This is a genomic window from Phreatobacter sp., from assembly GCF_022843985.1.
GTDB lineage: Bacteria > Pseudomonadota > Alphaproteobacteria > Rhizobiales > Phreatobacteraceae > Phreatobacter.
Genome location: NZ_JALHMP010000012.1, coordinates 14,487 through 35,713 on the forward strand (window position 1 = coordinate 14,487; position 21,227 = coordinate 35,713).

Below are 21,227 nucleotides of genomic sequence, written 5' to 3' on the forward strand. Positions count from 1 at the left end.
GAGCGGCAATCACCGTCAGTCCGGGCGGCGGGCCGATCGCCAGAACAGCGTCGTGACGAGCAGCGGAATGCTCGCGCCCCAGGGCCACCAGAGACGGAAAGCGGTAGTGGCATAGAGATAGAGCGCCCCTCCTGCGCCGAGGAGATGGTGGAGGAGCGACATGTCACCGTCGTGGTCCTCGGCGAAGGCCATGGTCCGCGAATGAACGGCGAAGACGAGGCCCGGCACGACCAGCATGACGGCCAGCGTACCGAGGAAGGCGAGGCCGAGCCAGAAGGCGAGCGGCACCGCCGCGAAACGCGCGCGCAGCCTCTCGAGGCCCCACCAGAGCAGGGCTATGCCCGGCAGCAGCGGCAGGGCCTGGAGGCAGACCACCTTGAGGCTGCGCCATGACGGGGCATGGCCGGCAAGGAGAGACACCGCGACGGCGGCGGCAAGGGCCAGCGCCGTGGCGGCGAGACCGGCCTTCGCGGCCCGCGGCCAGAGACCCGGCCGGAGCGGCGCGGCGGGCCGGCGCGCCGGTTTCGTCGCCGCCGGCCGGCGCGGGCGTGATGCCCGCCCGGTGGTGGCCGTGCCGGACTTGCGGTCGAGAGGAGCGGAGCGAGTCGCCATGGGCCGGAGTGTAGGGGCACCCGGTTGACGGGGACTGAATCGCCGCCGGCTTATCCCCAGCGGACAGGGCGGGGCGATCCTGGATCCCGGGAGCCGGCCGCGGTGGCCGGCCAGGGTGGCGAGGGTGCCCATGTCCTATGCGGTGATCAATCATAGACTCTGTTTCGCCGGCCGGCCGGTGGCGTTCCGGCAGTCCCCCCATGGCGGGCAGCCGCTTCAGCCGCGCTATCTCGTCCTGCACTACACGGCGGGATTGTCGGTCGGCGCCGCCATCGACTGGTTCCTCGATCCGCGTGCCAAGGCCTCGGCGCATCTGGTGCTCGGCCAGCAGGGTGAGGCCAACCAGATGATGGCCTTCGACCGCACCTGCTGGCATTGCGGGCCGAGCGCCTGGCAGGGTCTGTCGGGGCTCAACGGCCATGCGATCGGCATCGAAATGGTCAATGCCGGAAAGCTCACCATGGGCAAAGGGGGAGGCTGGCGGACCTGGTCCGGCGCGGCGATTGCCGATCGCGAGGTCGTCGTCGCCCGCCATCGCCATGAGGCCAGCGAGGCCGGCTGGCACGCTTATCCGGCCGGGCAGGTCGAGGCGGTGGTCGCCATCGGCAAGGCGTTGCACGCGGCCTATGGCTTCGCGGCGGTGCTCGGCCATGAGGAGATCGCGCCGCGCCGCAAGATCGATCCGGGGCCTGCCTTCCCGCTCGCCGCGGTCGCCGCGCGCATCCTGGAGCGGGCATAGGCGGCGGTGGCGGGCAAGGTCACAGACCGGCGACCTGCAGCGGGACGACCGCCGCCGCTCCGCGCCGGCCGCGGCGCTCAGGCCAGCACGGCGAGTCCCGGGCGGGCGGCCTTCCGCGGCCTGGCCACCGCCTGTCCGGCCTCGAAATCCGCCAGCACGAGCCCGGGGAGGTCGGCTTCGGGCGAGGGCCGACCGAAGAGGTAGCCCTGCAATTGGCCGCAGCCCAGTTCGGTGAGGAGCCTCGCCTGCTCCTCCGTTTCCACGCCTTCCGCTGTCACCTGCATGGACAGGGCATGGCTCAGCGCCATGATCGTCCGGACCACCTGGAGGGCCGGACGGCTCTCCTCGCGCAGCGCGGCGACGAAGGACTGGTCGATCTTCAGGCGGTCGAAGGGAAGCTTCCAGAGATAGCTCAGGCTCGAATAGCCGGTGCCGAAATCGTCGAGGACCAGGGTCGTGCCCAGCGCCTTCAGCCCGTTCAATTCGCCAATGACCACCTCAGTACTCTCGAGCAGCACGCTTTCGGTGACCTCAAGTTCCAGCCGATGCGGCGCCAGGCCGGAACGGGCCAGGGCCTCGGCGACGATGTCGACGATCGATGCGTCACCTCCCTGTCCTGAGGCGAATTGCAGGGGCGACAGGTTGACCGCGATGATCAGATGATCGGGCCATCGCGCTGCTACCATACAGGCATGGTGGAGGGCCCAGGCGCCGATCGTGCCGATCATGCCGATTTCCTCGGCGACCCGGATGAACTGCGCCGGCGGGATATAGCCGCCCCTGCCATCAGGCAGGCGCAGCAGGGCCTCGAAACCGTGCAGGCGGCGGTCGCCCGCCGAGAGCAGAGGCTGGAAATGCAGTTCGAACCGGCAGTCGCGGCTGGTGTCCCGGATCGTCTTCTCAAGGTGGCGACGCGCCTCGAGTTCGTCCTGCATGTCCTCGCTGAAGAGCACGGCCCGGCTACGGCCAAGGTTCTTGGCGTGATAGAGCGCCACATCCGCCGCGCGCATCAGGTCCTCGACCTCCCCTGTACCGATGCGGACGCCGACGCTGGCCGAGACGGTGAGGGTGTGGCGCGCCAGCAGGAAGGGCTTCGCCATGTCCGCGACGATGGCCTCGGCCAGGGCCACGGTGTCGGCCGCATCGACATCGCGGATGCGGGCGATGACGAATTCGTCGCCGCCGACCCGGCCGATCATGTCGTCGTCCCGCAGGCGATCGCGCAAGCGGGTTACCACCGCCGTGATCAACTGGTCACCGGCAGCATGGCCGAGGCGGTCGTTGACCTCCTTGAACCGGTCGATGTCGACATAGAACAGCGCGACATCGGCGCAGCGGCCCGCCTTTTTCGAATGCGCGATGGCGTCGGTCAGCAGGCTGACGAAGCGGCTTCGGTTGAGCGCGCCCGTCATCGCGTCGTGATGGGCGAGGAAGAGGACGTGCCGGTCGACGTCCTGCTTGCTGCGCATCGACCGCGCCACCGCCATGGCGATCGCCGTCATCAGTAGAATGACCAGGAGCGCTGTGCAGGCGACGGCGAGAATGATGCGCCGTGACCGTCCGTCTGCCGCCGCCAGATAGGGCTCGATGACGCGTCTGACCTCCATGACGGCGCGCACGTCACCGATGGCCCAGTCATGGCGCGGCGAGTAGGCATCCGCATTGTGGCAGGCGACGCAGGCCTCGTTGGTCATCCGGTCCGAAATCGCCACCCGCAGGACGCGCTGTCCGTTCTGGACCTCGGTCGCGGAGATGATCCGGTCGGGTTCCTGCTGGAACGTCTCCCAGGCCCGCTGCTGGAACGCGTCCATCGTGCGGTTGGCCCGGTGCGGCCAGGGATAGGGGCTCACCAGGGCGAGGCTGGTCGCCTTCTGGGCCAGGAGATTGGAGATATCCTGCACGAAGGTCGCCGGCAGGGGGATGGCACCAGGGTCGCCGGCATGGATGGCGCTCGGGTTCAAGGTGCCTGCGGCGGTGGCCTTGGCCACGACGTGCTGGGTGTAATAACCGCGGGTGATCTTGATCTGTTCGGCGACGTCGATGTTGCTGCGATAGGCGGCGTCGATCGCGGCGGCCTGCATCGCCTGGGGCAGATAGAGCCAGACGGCGCCGACACCGATGGCGATGAGCGCGATCATCGGGCCGACCAGGTGCCAGACTGTCGAGGGGCGCCACAGCCATTGGCGGGGGGCGGCTCGCTCCCGGGACAGCCCGTTCTGTGTCGTCATGATCGCCCGGCCACTCAGCGGGTCTGATCCTCACCCCGCCCGAGAACCCTATTCTTCCCGCATTAACAGGATGTTGCTGTTTTTACAGGTCTGCCCGCCCGGGTGGCGTCTTGCTGTATGGTTCGCTTGTTTTTCGACGGGGCTGACCGTCACAGATCAGGCGATCAGACCTCGCGCGCCCTCTGCCGCCTCGCGAATCGCGGTGATGGCGGTGCCATAGCGCGCCGCGCCCTCCCGGAAGACGGCGGAGCCAGCCACGAGGACGTCGGCGCCGGCGGCGGCGACGAGCGGTGCCGTGGCTGGTGTCACGCCGCCGTCCACCTCGATCAGGATGTCGCGGCCCGCGGTCATCTGCCGGATGTCGGCGATCTTCTCCACCTGCGATGCGATGAAGGCCTGGCCGCCGAAGCCGGGATTGACCGTCATGACGACCACGAGATCGACGAGGTCGAGCACATGAGCGATGGCGCTGGCTGGCGTCGCCGGATTGAGCGCGACGCCCGCCTTCTTGCCGAGCGCCCGGATCGCCTGAAGCGAGCGGTGGAGATGGGCGCCGGCCTCGGCATGGACGGTGATGAGATCGGCGCCGGCCTTGGCGAAGGCCTCAAGATAGGGATCGGCCGGGGCGATCATGAGGTGCACGTCGAAGACCTTCGCCGTGTGCGGACGCAGGGCCTTCACCAAGTCGGGGCCGAAGGTGATGTTGGGGACGAAATGGCCGTCCATCACGTCAAGATGGACCCAATCGGCGCCGGCTGCATCGACGGCGCGCACCTCCTCGCCGAGCTTGGCGAAGTCAGCGGCGAGGATCGAGGGGGCGATGAGGATGGGGCGGGTCATGGTCGCAGGGCCTCGCGGGATGCCGTTGCGCGGCGGGTAGCATGCGGCAAGGTGCGCGGGCAATGAGGGTCTGCCATCGCTTGCGATGCGGCGGGGTCCCCGGCACTGTTGCGCCGCCCCCCATTCGCGATGCCCGCAGCGACGGATTCATGACCCATCTTCACGACATCATCGTTCTCGGCGCCGGCATGGTCGGCGTCTCGACCGCCCTGCATGGGCGCATGCGCGGCCTCGACGTGGTGCTCGTCGACCGTCGCCAGCCCGGCGAGGAGACGAGCTATGGCAATTCCGGTGTCATTGACGCCGGCAATCTCTTTCCGGTGGCGATGCCGCGGGACCTGCCGACCCTGTTCCAGCATGCGCTGAACCGGCAGACCGCCTCGCATTACCATCTGTCGGCCCTGCCGCAGGTCGCCCGCTGGATGTTCGACTACTGGCGCTGGTCGGCACCGGACAAGCTGGAAGAGACGGCGCGTGTCATGCGGCCTTTCTTCGCCCAGGCGGTGGAGACCCATCGCGAACTGATGGCGGTGGCCGGGGCCGAGCGCTATTTCCGCCAGACCGGCTGGATCGAGCTCTACCGCAGCCCCGAGAGCCTGGCCGCCCAGGACCGCCGCCTCGCCCTGTCGCGCGAATATGGCATCGACAATGTCAAGCTGAACCAGGCCGAGACTCTGGAACTGGAGCCGCATCTGAAGGGCACTTTCGCCGGCTCCATCTGGTGCAAGGGCGCCGATACCGTGTCGAGCCCCGGCGGCGTGACCAAGGCCTATGCGGAGGCCTATGTGAAGGCGGGCGGGCGTTTCGCCATTGGCGACGCCATGACGCTGGAAAAGGTGACAGGCGGCTATCGCGTGCAGACCGCGGACGGACCCGTCACGGCGCGGCAGGTCGTGGTGGCGCTCGGCATCTGGTCGAAGGCGCTGGTGGCGAAATTCGGCTATTCCGTGCCGCTGTCGACCAAGCGCGGCTATCACCGCCACTACAAGGCCGCCGGCAACGCCTTCCTCAACCGGCAGGTCTGCGACGAGGATGTCGGCTATGTGCTCTGCCCGATGGAGCAGGGCATCCGCCTCACCACCGGCGTCGAGATCGCGCTGCCAGATGCGCCGGCGACGCCGGTGCAGGTGGAGCGCGCCTTCCGCTCGGCCAAGGACCTGTTCGACCTCGGCGAGCCGGTCGAGGCCGAGCCCTGGATGGGGCGGCGGCCTGCGACGCCGGACTCGCGCCCCGTCATCGGCCCTGCGCCGCGGCACGAGGGGATGTGGTTCGCCTTCGGCCACGGCCATTGGGGCTTCACGCTGGGGCCGGCCACCGGCAAGGTGCTTGCGATCGCCATGCAGGGCGCGCCGCAGCCGCTCGATCTCTCGCCCTACCGCATCGACCGCTGGTGACGGCCCTCAAACGGTGATGTCGAAGAGCCGCGCCGCGGCGGCAAATGGAGATTGCGGGGGCTGGGCGGCGGCGGCCTCTTCGGCGCGTATCAGGTCGGCGAGACGCCCCCCATAGACCACGGCCGGCTCCGGTACGCGGCCGGCCTCGCGGTCGAGCTTCTCCTGTTTCACCGGGTCGCGGGTCGGATTTTCGGGGTCGAGCCCGCGCTTGGCGTTGCTGACATCCGTGCAGTCCGCGCAGGGATAGCCGTTGACCATTTCGATCATGGGGCGACAGGTCCGATGATTGTCCACTCCGGTCTTCGCCAGAAGGGGCGGCACCGTTACCGACCCGCCGGCCGTGAGTCAGGACATGGTGAGGGCACCGTTAAAATCGGCGCCATTCGCAACCGCGCCCCGCGCTTCGCGTCTCGGTCCGCAGCGAGGGCGTTCACACCGTGATGTCGAAGAGCCTGGCCGAGGGGGCCACCGCCGCGGCATTGGCGGATCGCGTCGGCTGGCGCTCCGAGGCCTGCTCGGCACGGCGCATCTCGGCGATGCGGCTGTCAAAGACGACGGCTGGCGCCTCGGTTCGCCCGGAGGCGGACGAGCCGGCGGCGCCCCGACCCTCGCTCCTCGCGGTTTCCTCCGCCTGGCGGACTTCCTCCGCCCGGCGCGTCTCTTCGGCGCGACGTGCTTCCTCGGCCCGGCGAAAGTCATCGGCCCGGCGGGATGTGTCGATCCCAGCGGTGCTCGGTCCTGTTGTGCTCACCATGGGCGGCACCTCCTGGTGTCCACCCCGTCCGGACTCGAGAAAGACACAGGAGGCGCCGGGACGCGAGGGGCGACTGGCGGCGTGGTGAAGCGGCGGTAAAGGCGCCGCGACGCTCAGCCGCGGCCGTGGCGCTGCTGCCAGGAGGGCAGGGCGCCGGGGAAGGGCAGGGCTTCGGCTTCGTAGACGGCGCGGGCGCAGGCCCGTGCGAGCACCGAGGCGGCTGTGAAGCCAATAGCCGCCATGTCGCGGGCATAGTCGGCGACCGGCACTGCGCCTGTTGCCGCGGCAAAGACCGTGTCGCCGTCGAGCGGTGTGTGGATAGGGCGGATGGCGCGGCCGAGCCCGTCCTGTGCCATCACCGCGAGATGGGTCGCCTGGCCCTTGTCGAGCAAGGCATCGGTGACGACAAGGGCGATGGTGGTGTTTTCCGGGCGGGCGCCCTTGAGCTTCAGGGCATGGGCGTCGGCGGGCCAGGGGGAGGGCAGGCCGCGCCCGCCGAATTCGCCGCCGACCTCGTCCGTCGCCGCCCAGAAATGGCCTGACGCGCCGATCGTGGCGCTGCCGACCGCATTGACGATGACGATGGCGCCGACGCGGTGGTCGGTCGGCGAGAGCGCCGAGGCCGAGCCGACGCCGCCCTTGAGATCGGCGGTGGTGGCGCCGGTGCCGCCGCCGACCGTGCCGAGGGCGACGGGATCGGCGGTCGCCGCGGCAGCGGCGGCATAGCCGAGGTCGCGATAGGGCGAGAAGCGGCCCCAGGCCTTGTCGCCGCCGGAGAGCAGGTCGAAGACGATGGCGCCAGGGACGATGGGCACCCGCACCGCGCCAATGGCGAAGCCGCGGCCGTTTTCCGCCAGCCAGGCACTGACGCCGCCGCAGGCATCGAGCCCGAAGGCCGAGCCGCCTGACAGGACCACGGCATCGACGGCCTGCACCGTCTTGTCGGGCCGCAGCAGTTCGGTGTCGCGACTGCCGGGCGCACCACCGCGGACATCGACGGCGCAGACCGCCGGCCGGTCGAAGATGATTGCCGTCGTGCCGGTGCCACGGGCGAGATCGGTGGCGTGACCGACCGTCAGGCCGGGAATGTCGGTCAGGCTATTGGAGGTCATGCCGCGGCGCCATCATGCTGATCACGCGTCATCACGCCTCTGCGATTGGGGCAAGTCAACGCTTCCGTCAGGTCCGCCGCACATATAGACAACTCGGAATGAACGACGCGCGGCAGCGGCCGCGAACGGGGCGGAACCGGAATGCCTGACGTCACCCTGACCGCGGCCCTGCTCGCGGGCCTCGTGAGTTTCCTGTCGCCCTGCGTGCTGCCGCTGGTGCCGCCCTATCTCGTCTATCTCACCGGCGCGACCCTCGACGATCTCACCGAAGCGGAGGCGAATCCGGCCCTGGTGCGGCGTGCCGTGCTTCTGGCCCTGGTCTTCGTCGCCGGCTTCTCGACCATCTTCGTCGCCATGGGCGCCTCGGCGTCGCTGATCGGCCACTATATCCGCGTCCATTCGGTGACGCTGTCGATGGTCGCGGGCGTGGTGATCATCGTCATGGGTCTGCATTTCCTCGGCCTTTTCCGCATCCCTCTGCTCTACCGTCAGGCGAAGATCGACATAGTCCCGCCCAAGGCCGGTCCGGTCGGGGCCTATCTGATGGGACTTGCCTTCGCCTTCGGCTGGACGCCCTGCATCGGCCCGGTGCTTGCCGCGATCCTGGCCGTCGCGGCCACGGAAATGACGGTCTACAAGGGTGCGGGGCTGCTGGCGGTCTATTCGCTCGGGCTCGGCATCCCCTTCGTGCTGGCGGCCTTTGCCATCAAGCCCTTCCTGCGCTTCGCCGCCTCCATGCGGGGCCGGCTGCGGGCCGTGGAGATGGTGATGGGTGGCCTGCTGGTGCTTACCGGTCTTGCTTTCCTCACCGGGCAGATGTCGACGGTTGCCTTCTGGTTGCTTGAGACGTTTCCGGTTCTCGGGACAATCGGTTAGCAGGCTTTTGCCGGCCGGGACTCTTTTGTCAGTTTACAGATGTAGAAATTGCCGGGCTGATCCTTGTCGCGCCTGATGCGAGTTCATCTGTGTTTTGTCGATGGAGCGCAGATCTCCCCATCTTGCGCTTTTTGGCTATTTTTACGGTTGTTTCAGCGTTGTTGACCATACTCGGTGCTGTAGGGGCAGTAGTCCCTTTCGGCTCAACCAGGATGGTTCTTGCCATGTCACTCCCGTTCTTGCCTCCGTGGCGCATGCCGATCTTGTCTCGCGGCCGGCGGCTGCTCTGCCGGACGGCGCGGCGCGCGCGACGCTTTTCCGCTGATCCCAGGGGCGCCGTCTCGATCCTCTTCGCTGTCACGCTGCTGCCCATGCTGGGCATCGTCGGCGGCGCGGTGGATTACACGGTCGCCTCGGGTCGACAGTCACGCCTGCAGAACGCGCTCGATGCGGCGGTCTTGACGGCGACGCGTTCGGTCACCGCCAACTCGACCTCCGCCCAGATCAGCGAGATCGTCCAGCGGCACATGGCTGGCAACCTGGACTTCGCGAGCCATGTCACTGTCACGGTGACGCTCGATGTCGCCGCCCGTTCGGTGCAGGCGAGCGCGACCTATGCCTACAAGCCTTTGATCCTGCCGGTTATCGGCATCTCCAATATCCCGGTCGGGGCCACGTCCACCTCGCAGCTCGGGCGCGCCTTTCTGGAGGTCGCGCTCGTCCTCGACAATTCCGGGTCCATGGCGGGATCGCGGATCACCACGCTGCGCACAGCGTCTGCTGATCTGGCGCGGAAGGTGCTCGGCATGGCCTATATGGCCGGTGACACCAAGGTGGCGGTGGTGCCCTTCGCCTCGATGGTCAATGTCGGTTCGTCCAATGCCGGCGCGAGTTGGATCGACAGCCAGGGCCATTCGCCGATCCATCACGAGAACTTCGCGACTCCGGCCAAACGCCTCCATCTCTATTCGCAGATGACCGGCGTCAGCTGGGCCGGCTGCGTGGAGGCTCGCCCTTCGCCGCATGATGTGACCGACACGGCGCCGACCTCGGGCAATCCGGCGACGCTGTTCGTGCCGAGTTTTGCGCCTGACGAGCCCGACGAGGGCCAATGGTCCGGATTTTACAACAACTATCTGTCCGACGGCATCTGCCAGAGCGGGCTCGGCACGTCGATGCTCGCCCGCCAGCAGCGCGTATGCAAGTATAATGGCGTATCGCCCGACCAGTCGCTCGCCAACGGCACGCGGCGCGGACCGAACCACATGTGCGACGCGAACCCGATCATCCCGCTGACGCACAACCAGACGACCCTCACGACGGCGCTGGCGGCGATGCCAGCCTATGGCGGGACCAACCTGCACGAGGCTGTCATGTGGGGCTGGCGGACGCTGTCACCCGAGCCGCCCTTCACCGAGGGACGGGCCTACAACGATCCGCAAAACCGCAAGATCATGGTGCTGATGACCGATGGCGCCAATGATGCCATCGGCCTGTCCACGATGAACGGGTCGTTCTATTCGGCCTATGGGTTCTCGGCAGCAGGACGCCTCGGCACGACTTCGAGCAACAGGGCCGAGATCGTCGCCAAGATGAACGAGAAGACGCTGACCTCCTGCGCCAATGCCAAGGCGGCCGGCGTGCGGATTTACACCGTCGCCTTCCTCGTGACCGACCCCACCGCCCTCAGCATCCTGCAGCAATGTGCGTCGAACCCATCGATGGCGCTGGTGGCGGATTCCGATCAGGCGCTGACCAATGCCTTCGACGAGATCGGCAACCATATCAGCCGGCTGCGTCTGACCCATTGAGGGGGGCGGCGGCCTTCGTCCCATAAGAAAACCCGCCCGGAGCGATCCGGGCGGGCCTGTTCACGGGGGATCAGATCGGGGCCCGAGTCAGTTGGTGGTCGAGCTCTCGAAATAGGAGACCTTGCCATCCGGCCCGGCGCGCCACGTGTACATGACGTAGTCGGCGCGGGTGATGTCGCCCTTCTTGTCGTAGGAGATGTCGCCGATCACCGTCTTGAATACATGGCCGGTGCGCATGAACTCGGCGATCTTTTTCGGGTCGACCGAGTTGGTGGCCACGGCCGCCTGCTGCATGACCTGCACGGCGGCATAGCTGTAGAGCGTATAGGCCTGGGGCTCGAAGCGACGTGCGGTACGGAACTTCTCGACGATGGCGCGCGCTTCGGGACGGTTGCGCGGGTCCGGCGGGAAGGTCATGAGCGTGCCGACGGCGCCGGGACCGGCGATGGCGGCGAATTCGTTGTCCGCGATGCCGTCACCCGACATGAGCGGGGCGGCAAGGCCCTGGTCGCGCATCTGGCGGACGATGAGGCCGCCCTCGGTGTGAAGGCCGCCCCAGTAGACGACGTCGACATTGGCCGCCTTGAGCTTGGAGATCAGCGCCGAGAAGTCCTTCTCGCCGGTGTTGACGCCTTCATAGATGACCTCCTTGAGGCCGGCGGCGTTCATCGCCTTCTGCGTCTCGTCGGCCAGGCCTTTGCCGTAGGTCGTCTTGTCGTGGACGATGGCGACGCGCTTGCCGGCGAAGTTGCGAACGAGGAAGGCGGCGGCCACGGCGCCCTGCTGGTCGTCACGGCCGCAGGTGCGGAAGACGTTCCACAGGCCGCGCTCGGTCAGTCGCGGGTTGGTCGAGGCCGGAGTGATCGCCACCACGCCGTTCTCGGCATAGACTTCCGAGGCCGGGATGCTGACGCCGGAATTGAAGTGGCCGACGACCCACTTGATGCCGTCGCCGACAAACTTGTTGGCGACGCTGACGCCCTGGCGGGGGTCGGACACGTCATCGCCCACCGACAGGACGAGGCGCTGGCCGAGAATGCCGCCGGCGGCGTTGATGTCTTCGACAGCCTGTTCGACACCATTGCGCAACTGGGCGCCAAAGGAGGCGTTGGGACCGGTGATCGGGCCTGCGACGCCGATTCGGATCTGCGCCTGGGCGGGGAGCGCCAGGGCGAGACCCAGACCGAGCGTCAGCCCGGCGAGGAGTTTGGTCTTCATCTCTCATCCTTCCCAAGAGGGGTCACGAGGGGAACAATCCTTCGCGGAGAACGGGCCATGCCGTCCTTGCCGAGGATCGAATACCCTTTTGCGGGACTTGTCAGCCCATCCGGCGCAAACCGGCGCATCATCGGTGTTTTTCCGGAGGCGAGGACAGGGGAACCTGCCGTTCCGCCCAGGTCAGCGGGCCGGTGCGTTCATAGAGCCACCAGTACTGATGGGCCATCTGGCCGGCACGGGTCATGCGCCAGGACAGCAGGCCAATGAGCGAGACGATGACGGTGTCCACGACGTAGTAGTGCAGCGACAGGAGCGTGCCCTCGAAAAGGGCGAAATGGGCGAAGCGCACGGCGAGGCCGAGGACGAGGAGGTAGGCGATGGTCTCCGGGATGCCCCGCCAGGTCTGGGCGCAGGCCCGCCCGGTCATGATCGCCAGCCAGCCGCCGAGAACGAGGGTGACGAGAAGGAACAGCCAGACCGAAGGTTCCTCGTAGAGCACGCCCTGCATCAGTGCCGCCCTCCCTCGAGATAGGCCGCGCGCACCTCCTCGCGGGCGAGGAGTTCCTTGCCGGTCCCCTGCATGGTGACGCTGCCATTGACCATGACATAGCCGCGATGGGCGAGCTTCAGTGCGTGATAGGCGTTCTGCTCGACGAGAAACACGGTCAGGCCTTCGGCCTGATTCAGTTCGCGGATGGCGTTGAAGATCCCGGCGACGATCAGCGGGGCGAGACCGAGCGAGGGTTCGTCGAGCAGCAGCAGCTTCGGCCGGCTCATCAGGGCGCGGGCGATGGCGAGCATCTGCTGCTCGCCGCCCGACAGCGTGCCGCCACGCTGGTCGCGCCGCTCCTTCAGACGCGGGAAAAGGCTGAAGACCTTGTCGAGATCGCCGGCGAAATGGGCGGGATCGGTGAGGGTCGCGCCCATCTGGAGGTTCTCGAAGACGGACATGCGCGGGAAGATGCGCCGTCCCTCAGGCGACTGGGCGATGCCCATGCGCATGATCTCATGGGTCGGCCGCCGGGTGATGTCCTGCCCGTCATAGACGATGGAGCCGCGGCGGGCCTGCGGACTGCCGCAGATCGTCATCATCAGCGTCGACTTGCCGGCGCCATTGGCCCCGATCAGGGCTACGATCTCGCCCCGGGCGACGTCGATGTCGATGCCCTTCAGCGCCTGGATGGCGCCGTAGAAGGTCTCGACGCCGCGGGCGGTCAGGAGCGCCGTCACAGCCCCACCTCCGCCTCGACCTTCTCGACCTCGGAATCGTCGACGCCGAGATAGGCGGCGATGACCTTGGGGTCCTCGCGCACCTCGGGCGGCGTGCCGTCGGAGATCTTGATGCCGTAGTCGAGGACGACGACGTGGTCGGAGATTTCCATGACAACGCTCATGTCGTGCTCGATCAGGAGCAGCGAGGTCCCGTGTTCCTTGCGGATGAAGCGCAGCAGATCGTTGAGCACGAGGCTCTCGCGCGGATTGAGGCCCGCGGCCGGCTCGTCGAGGCAGAGGAGTTCGGGCTCGGTGCACATGGCGCGGGCGATCTCCAGGGCCCGCTGGGGGCCGTAGGGGAGGTCCCCGGCGGGATCGTCGGCGCGGTCGGTGAGGCCGCACTTGTCGAGCCAATAGGCCGCCTTCTCGATGGCGCGGCGTTCGGCGCGGCCATAGGCGGGCAGGCCGAGAATGCCGCCGATCGACCAGCCGGAGGCGCTCATCAGCGGGTTGTGCTGGGCCACCAGCAGGTTTTCCAGCACGGTCATGCCGGAGAACAGGCGGATATTCTGGAAGGTGCGCGCGACCTTTGCTTCCTGGGCGATGCGGAAATCGGCAAGGCGCTCCAGCAGGTGAGTCCGCCCATCGGCATGGCGCATGGTGATGCGCCCCTGGGTCGGCTTGTAGAAGCCGGTGATGCAGTTGAAGACGGTGGTCTTGCCGGCGCCGTTCGGGCCGATCACGGCGGTGATGTCGCCGCGGCGTGCCTCGAAGGACAGGTCGTTGACGGCCAGCAGCCCGCCGAACCGCATGGTCAGATGTTCGACGGTCAGGATCGCCTCGCTCATCCGTGGCCCTCCTTCACGTGGTCGGCGGAGACGGCGCGGCGGCTCCTCAGGAAGGCGGTCGGCATGCGGGTGGAGACGAAACCGCGCGGCTTCCACACCATGATCGCCACCATGGCGAGGCCGAAAATGAGCATGCGATACTGGGCCGGGTCGAAATCCCTGCCGAAAATGGCCTTCAGCCAGTCGAGTTCGCGCAGCAGTTCGGTGCCGCCGATCATGGCGACGGCGGCGATGGCAGTGCCGATGAGCGACCCCATGCCGCCGAGCACGACGATGGCGAGAATCACCGCCGATTCCATGAAGGTGAAGCTCTCCGGCGAGATGAAGCCCTGGCGCGCGGCGAAGAACGACCCGGCGAAGCCGCCGAACATGGCGCCGATGGCGAAGGCGGTGAGCTTGGTGTTGACGGTGTTGATGCCGAGCGAGCGGCAGGCGATCTCGTCCTCGCGCAGGGCCTCCCAGGCACGACCGACGGGCAGCTTGCGCAGCCGGTTCGACACCCAGGCGGTGATGAGGGCAAGGCAGACGATGACGTAGTAGAGGAAGATGGTGCGATAGACGGGTGAGAATTCCAGCCCGAAGGTGGCGGCAAAGCCCGTGTCCGAGGCGTTGAACGGCACGCCGAAGAAGGACGGTCGCGGGATGGTCGAGATGCCTTCATAGCCGTTGGAGAAGGCTGTCCAGTTGATCAGGACGAGACGGATGATCTCGCCAAAGGCGAGCGTCACGATGGCGAGATAGTCACCGCGCAATCGCAAGACCGGGAAGCCGAGCAGCACTCCCCAGAAGGCGGCGAGGATGCCGGCGACGGGCAGGCAGATCCAGAAGGCCCAGACCCCGAGGCCGGGGAAGGTCGCCGGGATCACCTTGGTGGCGATGAGGGCATAGGCATAGGCGCCGACGGCGTAGAAGGCGACATAGCCGAGGTCGAGGAGGCCGGCGAGGCCGACGACGATGTTCAGCCCCCAGGCCAGCATCACATAGATGAGGATCTGGATGCCGAAATTGTCGATCCACTTGAGTGCTCCGGAGCCGCCTGTCAGCGATAGGATCATCATCGGATAGACGAAGAGGGCGACGAGGGCCGCCGGCGGCAGGCCGGTGCGGACGATGTCGCGCAATCCCTGCGGCATCAGGCCGGACAGGCGGGCACCGAGGGCAGGACCGGCTTCGGGACGTTCCCGCGTGAACCAGAGAGACAAGAGAAACCGCCCGGCGAAGACCAGCAGGACGACGATCGCGATGAGGCCGTAGCGCGTCTCGACGATGAGACGGTTCTGCATGTCCTGTGTCGTCCTGAAGGCGAGCAGGGGACCGAAGACGCCGAGCGCGATGATCGCGGCGAAGAGGGCTTCGCGGGCAGCGCGGGCGACCGGGGTGGGAGGCGCGGGCCTGGCGAAATTCGGGTCCGTTGCGCTCGTCACGATGGTCAAACCTTCTCGACGTCAGGCCGGCCGAGGATGCCCTGGGGCATGAAGATCAGCACGATGGCGAGAATGGAGAAGGCCGCGACGTCCTTGTACTCGACCGAGAAATAGGCCGACCAGAAGACCTCGATGAGGCCGATCAGCAGGCCGCCCAGCACCGCGCCCGGCAGTGAGCCGATACCGCCCAGCACCGCCGCGGTGAAGGCCTTCACGCCCGGCGTGAAGCCGTCGTGGAAGTTCACCACCCCATAATAGACCAGGTAGAGCGTGCCGGCGACGGCGGCGAGGGCCGCGCCCATGACGAAGGTGATGGAGATGGTGCGGTCGACGTCGACGCCCAGCAGCGCAGCCATCTTGCGGTCCTGTTCGCAGGCGCGCTGGGCCCGGCCGAGCGGGGTCTTGGCGACCACCCACCAGAAGATGGCGAGGAGAATCGCAGTGACGACGACGATGAGGATCTGCTTGTAGGACAGCGTGACCTGGTAGCCGCCCGCCGCCGAAAGCACGAAGACATGGTTGAGGATCGGGTCAATGGCCTTGTTGCGCGGACCCTGGGACACCTGCACGAAGTTCGACAGCACGATCGACATGCCGATGGCGGAGATCAGCGGAGCGAGGCGGAAGGAGCCGCGCAAGGGGCGATAGGCAACGCGTTCGATGGTCCAGCTGACCAGCGAGGTAAAGATCATCGCGACGATCAGCACGATCAACAGGGCGATGAGGATCGACCCGACGCCGATCCAGGTGGTGAGGATCATCAGCGCGATCAGGGCGATGAAAGTGGAGACCATGAAGACATCGCCATGGGAGAAATTGACCATGCCGATGATGCCGAAGACCATCGTGTAGCCGATGGCGATGAGACCGTAGATCGACCCGAGTGTGACGCCATTGATCAGCTGCTGGAAGAAAACTTCCATGCCGTCACCTTCCCCTGTTCCCCTCCGACGCAGGATCGCGCCGCGATGGTATCGGGCGACGGCCGCCTCTGGCGGGCGGTCCGCCGACGGACCCATGCGACTATCGGTAGCAAGCGCCTGGACAAGTCACAATGGCGCCATGGCGTTTATTCACACGGCGTGGATACAGCCGTCTCAACCTTAATCACCGAGAATTCAGCCGCGCGGATTGGCTCCGCCGCGCCCGCGGGCCTATATCAGGAATCAACAGAGGATTGTGCATGGATGGCGCCGCCAGCCACTCGATGATTCCGGGAGTGCCCGCTGCTTCCCCGCAGGCCTATCGGGATGGCATGGCGCATGTCGCAGGGCACGTCCACGTGGTCACCACCGCGGGGCCTGCGGGATCCAGCGGCTTTACCGCCATCGCCGTCGCCTCGGTTTCGGACGAGCCGCCGACGCTGCTGGTCTGCCTCAACCGCAAGTCCGCCAATGGCGCGCTGATCGCCAGCAACGGCGTCTTCGCCGTCAATGCCTTGCCGGCCGGCGCCGAGGCCCTCGCCGAGACCTTCGCCGGTCGTCGCGGCCATGTCGGCGCCGAGCGGTTCCGCGAGGGGGTCTGGGCGCCGCTCGCGACCGGCGCCCCGACGCTTGCCACGGCCCTCGTCACTTTCGACTGCCGGCTGTTGGAGATGCGCGCCGTGGCGACGCATCACATCCTCATCGGCCAGGTCGAGGCTGTCCGGATCGGGCCGGCGGGGCCGGCCCTGGCCTATTTCGACCGGGCCTACCGGCCGATCCCGCGCTAGCGATCTCCGGACAGCCAGCCGACGCGTCAGGTCTTGATGCCGAGCTCCGCGAAGACCTCCTTCGCCTCTTTCATCGCCGTGTTGGCGGCGGGCACGCCGGCATAGACGGCGATCTGCAGGATGACCTCCTTGATGTCGTCGGTGGTCACACCGTTGGAGAATGAGGCGCGGCAATGCAGCCGGAACTCTTCCCAGCGGCCGAGCGAGGCGCAGATGGCGAGGACGAGGAAGCTGCGGGTCTTGCGCTCGAGGCCCGGCCGCGTCCAGATCTCACCCCAGGCATAGCGGGTGATGAAGTCCTGGAACTCGCCGGAAAAGCCGTCGCGGCCGGCGAGCGAGCGGTCGACATGGGCGTCGCCCAGTACGGCGCGGCGCACCGCGAGGCCTTTTTCGAAGCGGTCTTTTTCGTCCATGGCGATGATCCTTCAGGGGCTGGTCTGGCGCCTGGGCATGACGGTGAGGGCGGCGCGTCGGGCAGCCCTTTACGGCCGCAGGAAGCCCATCACCGTGTCGGTGAAGGCCCCGGCCTGCTCGATATTGGACAGGTGCGCGGCATCGAGTTCGACAGAGCGGGCGCCGGGGATGGCCTCGGCGATCTCGCGACCGCGGGCGGCCGGCGTCGAGCCGTCATGGGTCCCGGAGATGACGAGGGTGGGAAGCCGGATGGTGCGGATCGCCTCGCGCTGGTCCATGTCGCGGATGGCGGCGGAGCAGGCGGCATAGCCCTCCGGCGGTGTCGTCTCCAGCATCGCGACGATGCGGGCGACGGCCTTGGGGTCCGCGGTCTGGAAGCGCTTGGTGAACCAGCGATCGACGATGGTCGGGATGAGCGGGGTGAGACCGTCGCGCTTCACCGTGGCGATGCGCTGGTTCCACATGTCGGCGGTCGGCATGCCGGCGGCAGTGTTGCAGAGCACCAGGCGGTTGAAGCGCCGCGCAAAATGGGTGCCGGCCCACATCCCGCTCATGCCGCCCATGGAAAGGCCGCACCAGTCGGCCCTGGCGATCCCGAGATGGTCGAGCAGTTCGACGGCGTCGAGGGTCAGGCGGGCAAAGCTTGTCGGGCCGACGCGCAGTTCGCTCTCGCCATGGCCGCGCTTGTCGTAGCGGACGACGCGGAAGGCCCCGGCAAAGCTCGCGAGCTGGGGCTGCCACATCTCCAGCCGGGTGCCAAGCGAGTTGGACAGGAGCAGCGCCGGCTTGTCGCCGCCGGTATCCTCGTAGCGCAGCGACAGGCCGTCGGAGGTGGTGAAGCGGGGCATGGATCCTCTCCTGCCGCAGGGGCGGCGCGTGAGACTAGGGGAGAGTCGTGACAATGCAACGGGGGACGGGGATGCGCCCGCCGGGGGGCGGGCCTGCACTCTGGTAAGGTTCCAGCTTGACGCTCCGTTCAGAACGGGTCCAAACTACAATTCCCGCCGAAAACAGGCCGTTTGCGGTGTGGGAGCCGGCGGCGAAGACAAAAACAATCCCGAAGGCGCCTGTTTTGATCGAATGTGAGGAGGAACGCCCATGCCGACGGTGACCCTGACGGTCAACGGACGATCGGTGACGGCCGATGTCGATGCGCGCACCCTGCTGGTGCAGATGCTGCGCGAGAACCTGCACCTGACCGGCACCCATATCGGCTGCGACACGTCGCAGTGCGGCGCCTGCGTCGTCCATGTGGACGGCAAGGCGGTGAAGTCCTGCACGACCTTCGCGGTCCAGTGCCAGGGCGCCGAGGTCGTGACGATCGAGGGTCTCGCCCAGGACGGCAAGCTGCATCCGATGCAGGAGGCCTTCCGCGAGCATCACGGCCTGCAATGCGGTTTCTGCACGCCCGGCATGATCATGGCTGCCGTCGACATCGTAAACCGCAAGGGTGCGGTGGACGAGGCGACGATCCGCGAGGAGCTGGAAGGCAATATCTGCCGCTGCACCGGCTACCACAATATCGTGAAAGCCGTCGAAGCCGGCGCCCAGGCGATGACCGGCAAGGTCCCCGCGCGCCAGGCTGCGGAATAAGCGGCGCCAAAAGCCGCATTCGCAGCCTCCATTCCGCCATCCGACGTCCTAAGGGAGGATCGTCATGACAGTCACCGCACTCGGTGCCGCCGTTCGGCGCAAGGAAGACCACCGCTTCATCACCGGCAAGGGTCAGTATACCGACGACATCAACCGCCCCGGCCAGGCGCAGGCCTATTTCCTGCGCTCGCCGCATGCCCATGCCACCATCAAGGGTATCGACCTGTCCCGCGCCAAGGGAATGCCGGGCGTGGTAGCCATCTATACCGGCGATGATGTCGCGGCCGACAAGGTCGGCGGGCTGATCTGCGGCTGGATGATCCATTCGAAGGACGGCACGCCGATGCGCGCCGGGCCCCACCCGATCCTCGCCCAGGGCAAGGTGCGCTATGTCGGCGACCACGTCGCCGTGGTGATCGCCGAGACGCTGTCGCAGGCCAAGGATGCTGCGGAGGCCATCGTCGTCGATTACGGCGTGCTGCCGGCCAATGCCGACACGTCAAAGGCACAGGGGGCTCCGGAGGTTCATTCCGAGGCGCCGAACAACACGGTCTATGACTGGCACATCGGCGACAAGGCGGCGACGGAAGCCGCCTTCAAGGCGGCCAAGCACGTCACGACCCTCGAGATCGTCAACAACCGCCTGGTGCCCAACGCCATGGAGCCGCGCGCGGCCGTCGGCGAATATGATGCCGGCAACGACGCGCTGACGCTCTACACGACGAGCCAGAACCCGCATGTGGCGCGCCTGGTGCTCTCGGCCTTCATCGGTATTGCGCCGGAGCACAAGCTCCGGGTCATCGCGCCGGATGTCGGCGGCGGCTTCGGCTCGAAGATCTTCATCTATGCCGAGGAGACGGTCTGTGTCTGGGCCGCGCGCAAGTGCGGCCGGCCGGTGAAATGGACGGCAGACCGGACCGAGGAGTTCCTCTGCGTCGCCCATGGCCGCGACCATGTCACGCATGCCGAACTCGCGACCGACGCCGAGGGCAAGATTACCGGCCTCAGGGTCAAGACCATCGCCAATATGGGCGCCTATCTGTCGACCTTCGCCTCGTCGGTGCCGACCTATCTCTATGCGACGCTGCTGTCGGGACAGTATGCCATCCCCAACATCTATGCCGAGGTGGATGCGGTCTATACCAACACTGCCCCGGTGGACGCCTATCGCGGTGCCGGGCGGCCGGAGGCGACCTTCGTCGTCGAGCGCCTGGTGGAGGCGGCAGCGCGCGAGATCGGCATGGATCCGGCGGCCTTCCGGCGGCGCAACTTCGTCACGAAGTTCCCGCACCAGACGCCGGTCATCATGATGTATGACTGCGGCGACTACAAAGCCTCGCTCGTCAAGGCCATGGAGATGGCCGACGTGAAGGGCTTCGGCAAGCGCCGCCGCGAGGCGGCCAAGCGCGGCAAGCTGCGTGGTCTCGGCTATTCCACCTATATCGAGGCCTGCGGCATCGCCCCGTCCCAGGCGGTCGGCTCGCTCGGCGCCGGTGTCGGCCTGTGGGAATCGGCTGAGGTCAGGGTCAATCCGGTCGGCACGGTGGAGGTCCTGACCGGCTCGCACAGCCATGGCCAGGGCCATGAGACGACCTTCGCCCAGCTCGTCTCCTCGCGCCTCGGCATCTCCATCGACAATGTCTCCATCGTCCATGGCGACACCGACAAGGTGCAGTTCGGCATGGGCACCTACGGCTCGCGCTCGGGTGCGGTCGGCATGTCGGCGATCTCCAAGGCCCTCGACAAGATCGAGGCCAAGGCGAAGAAGGTCGCCTCCCACGTGCTGGAGGCGGCGGAGGCCGACATCGACTTCAAGGACGGCAAGTTCACCGTGAAGGGCACCGACAAGTCGGTGGATTTCGGCACGGTCGCGCTCAACGCCTATATCGCCCACAAGTTCAATCCGCAGGAGCTGGAGCCCGGCCTGAAGGAGGGATCGTTCTACGATCCGACCAACTTCACCTTCCCGGCCGGCTGCCACATCTGCGAGATCGAGGTGGACCAGGAGACCGGCGTCGCGACCATCGCCAAATGGACCGCGGTGGACGATTTCGGCAATGTCATCAACCCGATGATCGTCGAGGGCCAGGTCCATGGCGGCATCGCCCAGGGCGTCGGCCAGGCGCTGCTGGAAGGGGCGATCTACAACAAGGACGGACAGCTCGTGACCGCCTCGTTCATGGACTACACCATGCCGCGGGCCGACGACCTGCCGTCCTTCGACGTCGGCATGACCGTGACGCCATGCCCGTCCAACCCGCTCGGCATCAAGGGCTGCGGTGAGGCGGGCGCCATCGCCGCACCCGCCGCCGTCATCAACGCGCTGACCGATGCGCTGGGAACCGAGGAGGTGCCGATGCCGGCGACGCCCCAGGCCCTGTGGACGGTCATCCAGAAACAGTCCCGTGCCGCGATCGCGGCCGAGTAAGGTTCGAAAGAGG

21 protein-coding genes are annotated in these 21,227 nt (G+C 67.2%); 7 read left to right on the forward strand and 14 right to left on the reverse strand.

The genetic code is table 11. From position 1 onward, the window contains the following. Positions 1 to 15: 15 nt before the first annotated feature. Positions 16 to 612, reverse strand: a complete 597-nt coding sequence (locus tag Q0C57_RS10195) for a hypothetical protein (protein WP_296575849.1) — start codon at positions 610 to 612, stop codon at positions 16 to 18. Positions 613 to 742: 130 nt separating this feature from the next. On the opposite strand from Q0C57_RS10195, the gene Q0C57_RS10200 reads away from it, so the two are divergent. Next, the gene (locus Q0C57_RS10200) at positions 743 to 1,351 is read left to right on the forward strand and encodes an N-acetylmuramoyl-L-alanine amidase (protein ID WP_296575852.1); all 609 of its coding nucleotides are present in this window, start codon (positions 743 to 745) and stop codon (positions 1,349 to 1,351) included. A 77-nt stretch (positions 1,352 to 1,428) separates the two neighbouring features. On the opposite strand, the gene Q0C57_RS10205 is transcribed toward Q0C57_RS10200, so the two are convergent. Both Q0C57_RS10205 and rpe read right to left on the reverse strand, forming a co-directional pair. Continuing rightward, complete coding sequence (locus tag Q0C57_RS10205; protein WP_296575855.1) at positions 1,429 to 3,579, reverse strand: EAL domain-containing protein; 2,151 nt, start codon at positions 3,577 to 3,579, stop codon at positions 1,429 to 1,431. 156 nt (positions 3,580 to 3,735) lie between these two features. Then, positions 3,736 to 4,419, reverse strand: a complete 684-nt coding sequence (gene rpe / locus Q0C57_RS10210) for a ribulose-phosphate 3-epimerase (protein ID WP_296575857.1) — start codon at positions 4,417 to 4,419, stop codon at positions 3,736 to 3,738. 149 nt (positions 4,420 to 4,568) lie between these two features. Here rpe and Q0C57_RS10215 point away from each other — a divergent pair, with 149 nt between their 5' ends. Next, positions 4,569 to 5,813, forward strand: a complete 1,245-nt coding sequence (locus tag Q0C57_RS10215) for an FAD-dependent oxidoreductase (protein WP_296575860.1) — start codon at positions 4,569 to 4,571, stop codon at positions 5,811 to 5,813. A gap of 6 nt (positions 5,814 to 5,819) precedes the next feature. Here Q0C57_RS10215 and Q0C57_RS10220 read toward each other — a convergent pair whose 3' ends face one another. The 3 genes from Q0C57_RS10220 to Q0C57_RS10230 form a co-directional block, all read right to left on the reverse strand. After that, the gene (locus Q0C57_RS10220) at positions 5,820 to 6,080 is read right to left on the reverse strand and encodes a hypothetical protein (RefSeq protein WP_296575862.1); all 261 of its coding nucleotides are present in this window, start codon (positions 6,078 to 6,080) and stop codon (positions 5,820 to 5,822) included. 163 nt (positions 6,081 to 6,243) lie between these two features. Then, positions 6,244 to 6,567, reverse strand: coding sequence for a hypothetical protein (locus Q0C57_RS10225; protein WP_296575865.1), 324 nt, complete (start codon positions 6,565 to 6,567; stop codon positions 6,244 to 6,246). A 113-nt stretch (positions 6,568 to 6,680) separates the two neighbouring features. Continuing rightward, positions 6,681 to 7,679, reverse strand: coding sequence for a P1 family peptidase (locus Q0C57_RS10230; protein ID WP_296575868.1), 999 nt, complete (start codon positions 7,677 to 7,679; stop codon positions 6,681 to 6,683). Positions 7,680 to 7,820: 141 nt separating this feature from the next. Here Q0C57_RS10230 and Q0C57_RS10235 point away from each other — a divergent pair, with 141 nt between their 5' ends. Both Q0C57_RS10235 and Q0C57_RS10240 read left to right on the forward strand, forming a co-directional pair. Further along, the gene (locus tag Q0C57_RS10235) at positions 7,821 to 8,555 is read left to right on the forward strand and encodes a cytochrome c biogenesis protein CcdA (protein ID WP_296575871.1); all 735 of its coding nucleotides are present in this window, start codon (positions 7,821 to 7,823) and stop codon (positions 8,553 to 8,555) included. A gap of 224 nt (positions 8,556 to 8,779) precedes the next feature. After that, positions 8,780 to 10,366: a TadE/TadG family type IV pilus assembly protein gene (locus Q0C57_RS10240; RefSeq protein WP_296575875.1), complete on the forward strand. Its 1,587-nt coding sequence runs from the start codon at positions 8,780 to 8,782 to the stop codon at positions 10,364 to 10,366. A gap of 87 nt (positions 10,367 to 10,453) precedes the next feature. Here Q0C57_RS10240 and Q0C57_RS10245 read toward each other — a convergent pair whose 3' ends face one another. The 6 genes from Q0C57_RS10245 to Q0C57_RS10270 form a co-directional block, all read right to left on the reverse strand. Then, positions 10,454 to 11,584, reverse strand: a complete 1,131-nt coding sequence (locus tag Q0C57_RS10245) for a branched-chain amino acid ABC transporter substrate-binding protein (protein WP_296575877.1) — start codon at positions 11,582 to 11,584, stop codon at positions 10,454 to 10,456. Between the two features lie 127 nt (positions 11,585 to 11,711). After that, entirely contained in the window at positions 11,712 to 12,092 is a 381-nt protein-coding gene (locus Q0C57_RS10250; RefSeq protein ID WP_296575880.1) for a DUF6867 family protein, read from the reverse strand. Continuing rightward, positions 12,092 to 12,814 carry an ABC transporter ATP-binding protein gene (locus Q0C57_RS10255; protein WP_296575882.1) on the reverse strand — a complete coding sequence of 241 codons (723 nt, stop codon included), beginning with the start codon at positions 12,812 to 12,814 and terminating at the stop codon, positions 12,092 to 12,094. Before Q0C57_RS10255 ends, Q0C57_RS10250 begins: the two co-directional genes overlap by 1 nt. Further along, positions 12,811 to 13,644: an ABC transporter ATP-binding protein gene (locus Q0C57_RS10260; protein ID WP_296575885.1), complete on the reverse strand. Its 834-nt coding sequence runs from the start codon at positions 13,642 to 13,644 to the stop codon at positions 12,811 to 12,813. Before Q0C57_RS10260 ends, Q0C57_RS10255 begins: the two co-directional genes overlap by 4 nt. Then, positions 13,641 to 15,068, reverse strand: coding sequence for a high-affinity branched-chain amino acid ABC transporter permease LivM (gene livM, locus Q0C57_RS10265; protein WP_296575887.1), 1,428 nt, complete (start codon positions 15,066 to 15,068; stop codon positions 13,641 to 13,643). Before livM ends, Q0C57_RS10260 begins: the two co-directional genes overlap by 4 nt. A gap of 5 nt (positions 15,069 to 15,073) precedes the next feature. Further along, positions 15,074 to 15,991 carry a branched-chain amino acid ABC transporter permease LivH gene (locus tag Q0C57_RS10270; protein WP_296575891.1) on the reverse strand — a complete coding sequence of 306 codons (918 nt, stop codon included), beginning with the start codon at positions 15,989 to 15,991 and terminating at the stop codon, positions 15,074 to 15,076. Between the two features lie 296 nt (positions 15,992 to 16,287). Between Q0C57_RS10270 and Q0C57_RS10275 the strand changes: the two genes are divergently transcribed. After that, positions 16,288 to 16,779, forward strand: coding sequence for a flavin reductase (locus tag Q0C57_RS10275; RefSeq protein ID WP_296575894.1), 492 nt, complete (start codon positions 16,288 to 16,290; stop codon positions 16,777 to 16,779). A gap of 26 nt (positions 16,780 to 16,805) precedes the next feature. Here the strand turns inward: Q0C57_RS10275 and pcaC are convergent, their stop codons facing one another. Both pcaC and pcaD read right to left on the reverse strand, forming a co-directional pair. Next, the gene (gene pcaC / locus Q0C57_RS10280; RefSeq protein ID WP_296575896.1) at positions 16,806 to 17,192 is read right to left on the reverse strand and encodes a 4-carboxymuconolactone decarboxylase; all 387 of its coding nucleotides are present in this window, start codon (positions 17,190 to 17,192) and stop codon (positions 16,806 to 16,808) included. A 69-nt stretch (positions 17,193 to 17,261) separates the two neighbouring features. Next, positions 17,262 to 18,041, reverse strand: a complete 780-nt coding sequence (gene pcaD, locus Q0C57_RS10285; RefSeq protein ID WP_296575899.1) for a 3-oxoadipate enol-lactonase — start codon at positions 18,039 to 18,041, stop codon at positions 17,262 to 17,264. 250 nt (positions 18,042 to 18,291) lie between these two features. On the opposite strand from pcaD, the gene Q0C57_RS10290 reads away from it, so the two are divergent. Then, positions 18,292 to 18,786 carry a (2Fe-2S)-binding protein gene (locus Q0C57_RS10290; protein WP_296575902.1) on the forward strand — a complete coding sequence of 165 codons (495 nt, stop codon included), beginning with the start codon at positions 18,292 to 18,294 and terminating at the stop codon, positions 18,784 to 18,786. 64 nt (positions 18,787 to 18,850) lie between these two features. Next, complete coding sequence (locus Q0C57_RS10295) at positions 18,851 to 21,214, forward strand: xanthine dehydrogenase family protein molybdopterin-binding subunit (RefSeq protein ID WP_296575904.1); 2,364 nt, start codon at positions 18,851 to 18,853, stop codon at positions 21,212 to 21,214. Positions 21,215 to 21,227: the final 13 nt, after the last annotated feature.